Raw genomic sequence first — 4,306 nt, forward strand, 5'->3', positions numbered from 1 at the left:
ACCGACGCTGGCCACTTCGGACACGCCGTCGGCCTTTGAGGCGGCAAAGCGCACCACCCAGTCCTGCAAGCTGCGGAGTTCGGCGAGCGACAATTCCTTGCCAACCAGCGCGTATTGATAGACCCAGCCGACCCCGGTGGCATCCGGGCCTAGCGCGGGCGTTACCCCGGCAGGCAGGCGGCTTGCGGCAGCGTTCAGGTATTCGAGTACGCGACTGCGTGCCCAGTAGGGGTCCACCCCATCCTCAAAAATCACATAGACGAACGACACGCCAAAGAAGGAAAAGCCGCGCACCACCTTGGACCTCGGCACCGTCAGCATCGCCGTCGTCAGCGGATAGGTCACCTGATCCTCGACCACTTGCGGTGCTTGACCGGGATAGTCGGTCAATACGATGACCTGCACATCCGACAGGTCCGGGATCGCATCCAGCGGCAAGGTGCGGATCGCATAAACACCGCCCGCTACGGCGACAGCGGCGGCAAACAGGATCAGCACCAGATTTCGGGCCGACCAGCCGATCAGTTTGGCGATCATGGCTGGGCCTCCACTGGGGTCAATGCCGACAAGGCGGCCTTGAGGTTGCTTTCGGCGTCGATCAGGAAATTGGCTGACACCACAACCGTCTCGCCCTCTGCCACGCCCTGCCTGATCTCGACCATGCCCGCGCCGCGCTGGCCAATCTGCACGTCACGCGGCTCAAACCGGCCCTCACCCAGATCGACAATCACCACTTGGCGGTCGCCGCTGTCGATCACGGCAGAATCCGGCACTGTGACCACTGATTCCGCCGCTCCGGCCGCAATCTCAACATCGGCATACATGTGCGCGATCATCGCACCATCAGGGTTTGGCAATTCGATGCGAATTTTGGCAGTGCGGGTTTCGGCCTGAATCTCAGGGTAAATCTCATCAACCTTGCCGGTGAACGCCCGCCCCGGCATGCTGCGAAAGCGCACGGTGGCCGCAGCACCGCGCTGCACGGATGCCAGTTCATATTCCGGCACATCTGCGATGATCCAGACAGTCGAAGTATCGGCAATGCGAAACAACGTCTCGCCAGCTTCGGCCATCATGCCATCGACCGCCATGCGCTCCAGCACCACGCCATCGCGCGGGGCCATCAGGGTGACGGACAGGGGTGGTTTGCCGGTCTTCTCGATCTCGGCGATCATCTCGGCAGGCACCCCAAGGTTCAAAAGGCGTTGCAAGGCACCCCCGCCCCCGGTCTTGCTGCCTATTTTCAGATCCGCCGCGTATTGCGCCCCCGCAGTTGCAAATTCCTTTGCGTAAAGCGTGACCAAAGGCTGCCCGGCTTTGATCGGCGCCCCAGTTGTCACGTCGGCAACTTTTTCGACAAAGGCTTCGGTGCGCAACGAAATCACGCTGATCTTGCGTTCATCATGCTCAACCACCCCCGGCACCATGATTGGCTGGCTGATAGTGGTCCGTGCGGCCAGCGTGGTTTTCACGCCCGAGCGCTGAATCTTGCCCGCCGAAACCGTGACAGTTGATCCATCCGCCTCTTCGCCGTCATAAACAGGGATATAGTCCATCCCCATCGAGTCTTTCTTGGGCGTAGGCGAGGTATCGGGCAGTCCCATCGGGTTGCGGTAGTAGAGTATTCGTTTTTCACCTGCGGTCACGGGCACAGTGTCTGACAGGCTGGTGTCTGCGACGACAGTGTTGGTCGCCTTTGGCCCGCCGTCAAAACTGACATCCTCGCTAGCCAGAACAGCCAGGTAGGTCCGGCCATCCGCGGTGCTTTTGGGCACCAGCGAATAGGTGGCTTCGTCCGGGTGACGATAGTAGATGACTGCCCCTTCCGGGACAACCACGCTCGCGGTTTCAGCGCCATGCGTCGCCATCGCCTCAGCGTCCGAGCCAAATAAACGTGCCACAGAGGACCGCAGCAGGCCCGGGATATCACCCGGAACCACGCGTTGATCCCCAGCCCAAATCCCGGCAAAACCCGCAGACCCGGCTATCAGCCCCACCATCAGGGTCCTGCCGAGAACACTCATTTCTGCACGCCGAGGATCAACTCGCCTTGCACCGTCTCGACTTCACCTTGCACTTTGGCCGCGATCTGAAACCGCCAGTTCCCGGCCATCGCAAGGTCCGCCTTAAACTGGTACTGCCCGGCTACATCGGACGCCACCGCTTCAACGGGTGCGGTCATGCCCTCCATACCTTCGGGGGCCATGTCCAACCGTGTGGTGAAAATCACTGCATCGGCAACCGGCGTGTTTGTCCGCAGATCAGTCAAGCTGACCGATATGGTTACGCCCTCACCGGGGTGCAGTTCGCTGCCGACGACTTTAAACGCATAGTCTTCTGGCGCTGCCTGAGCAGCGAATGCCGCCGCCAGGGTGAAAGCCTGCGCCAGCACGAGGCTGCGCAATAAGTGTTTGCTGTTCATGATAAAGCTTCTGACTGTCTGAGCCGCGCTACTGCGCGAAATCGGCATGGCAAATGCCAAGCCACACAAACCACTCGGCATATGTGCCAGGCGGTTTAAGGGTGCGATTGGCACCCGAACAGTCAGACTTTGGGAGGCCTTCGCAAACCGCTACCTGTCAAGGAAGGCAGATTTGCTTGGTTCTGAAAGGAAAAACGCTCGATTAGCACAATGGGTAGGAAATCCGGACTTCCCGTCGTCCCCATCACGGCTCCGGGAACAGTCACGCAAGGCAAAACCATCGGACAGTCGGGCATTTTGGCACAGCTTTGCGATGTGCAAGGCGACCCGTCAGCCATTTTCATCACCGGCGACGTTGCTGCCACAACACCGGCATAAGCATCCTGCACTGGCGCAATGATCAACGTTGCCAGCGTCAGTATTAGTCCCAAAATGCTAACCAACTTATGCATAAACGGTGATTGCACGCTCCGAAGCCAATCGACAAGTCACAATTTGCTGAGTATCACTTGCGATCAAGCCGATTGCTGCCCAGCTGCTCGCTTTCGGTTGTTAAGATGTCTACGACGCTCCTACCATGTTTCGGAGTGCCAGATTTGAAAGTATTGGGCAGTCTGGCCGATGGTCGCCATGGCAGGCGTCAACCAGTTCCGTCAGCGTGCCGCGCATGCTTTCCAGTGCTGCGATCTTCTCGCCGATTTGGTCAAGATGCCGCGCCGCCAGTTCTTTGACGTCGGCACTGGCCCGGCTTTTGTCTTCGTAAAGCGAGAGCAGAACCCGGCAATCCTCGATGGTGAAACCCAAGGCGCGGGACCGGCCCAGAAACGTCAGTTTGTGAATGTCGCTTTCCCGGAAGGTGCGGTATCCATTGGTATCACGCAGCGGGCGCACCAGACCGATCTCTTCATAATAGCGGATGGTCTTCGCGGGCAGGCCGGATCGTTCGGCCGCATCTTTGATGTTCATGATTGCGCTTCCTTCACATTGGATTGCTTGATTGCTGGCTGCACCCAACGCAGGCGCAGCGCGTTGCTCAGCACGAAAACGCTGGACAGCGCCATCGCACCCGCAGCCAGCATCGGTTACAACAAGGTGCCGTTCAGCGGATACAGCACACCTGCGGCAACCGGGATCAGCACGACATTATATCCAAAGGCCCAGAACAGGTTTTGGCGGATATTCGCCATGCTGCGCTGGCTGATGCGGAAGGCGTTGACCACGCCGCGCAGATCGCCCGACATCAGCACCACATCGGCGCTTTCAACCGCAACATCGGTGCCGGTCTCGATGGCATTGCCAACATCGGCACTGGCCAAAGCGGGCGCGTCGTTGATGCCGTCGCCCACGAAAGGAACCTTGGCCCCGCCTTCGCGCAGAGAGTTCAGCGCAGCGACTTTGCCTTCGGGCAGCACTTCAGCCACGACATGGTCGATGCCCAAAGTGCTTGCAATCGCCGCAGCCGTGACGCGGTTGTCGCCGGTAATCATCGCAACCTTCAGCCCCAGCGCATGCAGGGCGGCAATCGCTCCGGGCGAACCCGGTTTGATCGGGTCGGCGACACCGATGACCGCGACCGCCACGCCGTCCACCGCCATATACAGCGGAAGCGGCCTTTGACGCCAAGTGCGGCACCCAAGGCGGCCAAGGCCCCAAGCTCCACGCCGTCGCGGGTCATCAGCCGGTCGGCACCGATAAGAACACGCTGACCCTCGACGTAGGCCGCAGCCCCCAGCCCGGTGATAGAGATGAAATCCTGCGCCTCTGGCACGGCAATGCCCTTGGCTTTTTGCCGCGCGCACGATTGCGCTGGCGATCGGATGTTCAGACAAGGCTTCGACAGAGGCCGCCCGTTTCAGGACCTGGGTTTCATCCTGACCCGCCGCC

At 60.1% G+C, this 4,306-nt stretch carries 5 protein-coding genes; all 5 read right to left on the minus strand.

Annotated features, from left to right (window positions below; all coding sequences use genetic code 11):
- Positions 1–537: efflux RND transporter permease subunit (locus AKV04_RS17580; RefSeq protein ID WP_162232896.1), on the minus strand; the 537-nt coding region annotated here is incomplete at its 3' end.
- Positions 534–2,024 (minus strand): efflux RND transporter periplasmic adaptor subunit, encoded by a 1,491-nt coding sequence (locus AKV04_RS17585; RefSeq protein WP_054007729.1) that lies wholly within the window; start codon positions 2,022–2,024, stop codon positions 534–536. The genes AKV04_RS17580 and AKV04_RS17585, both read right to left, overlap by 4 nt.
- Complete coding sequence (locus AKV04_RS17590; protein ID WP_054007730.1) at positions 2,021–2,422, minus strand: FixH family protein; 402 nt, start codon at positions 2,420–2,422, stop codon at positions 2,021–2,023. Before AKV04_RS17590 ends, AKV04_RS17585 begins: the two co-directional genes overlap by 4 nt.
- A 561-nt stretch (positions 2,423–2,983) precedes the next feature.
- On the minus strand, positions 2,984–3,388 hold the full coding sequence (cueR, locus tag AKV04_RS17595; protein ID WP_054007731.1) for a Cu(I)-responsive transcriptional regulator: 405 nt from the start codon (positions 3,386–3,388) through the stop codon (positions 2,984–2,986).
- Between the two features lie 116 nt (positions 3,389–3,504).
- Positions 3,505–4,221, minus strand: a complete 717-nt coding sequence (locus AKV04_RS25690; protein WP_235815688.1) for an HAD-IC family P-type ATPase — start codon at positions 4,219–4,221, stop codon at positions 3,505–3,507.
- Positions 4,222–4,306: the final 85 nt, after the last annotated feature.

The sequence above is a fragment of the Cypionkella psychrotolerans genome, from assembly GCF_001294535.1.
Lineage (GTDB): Bacteria > Pseudomonadota > Alphaproteobacteria > Rhodobacterales > Rhodobacteraceae > Cypionkella > Cypionkella psychrotolerans.

Coding starts and splice junctions, on each gene's coding strand:
- AKV04_RS17585 (WP_054007729.1), bottom strand. CDS start 2,024: ATGAGTGTTCTCGGCAGGACCCTGATGGTGGGGCTGATAGCCGGGTCT.
- AKV04_RS17590 (WP_054007730.1), bottom strand. CDS start 2,422: ATGAACAGCAAACACTTATTGCGCAGCCTCGTGCTGGCGCAGGCTTTC.
- cueR (WP_054007731.1), bottom strand. CDS start 3,388: ATGAACATCAAAGATGCGGCCGAACGATCCGGCCTGCCCGCGAAGACC.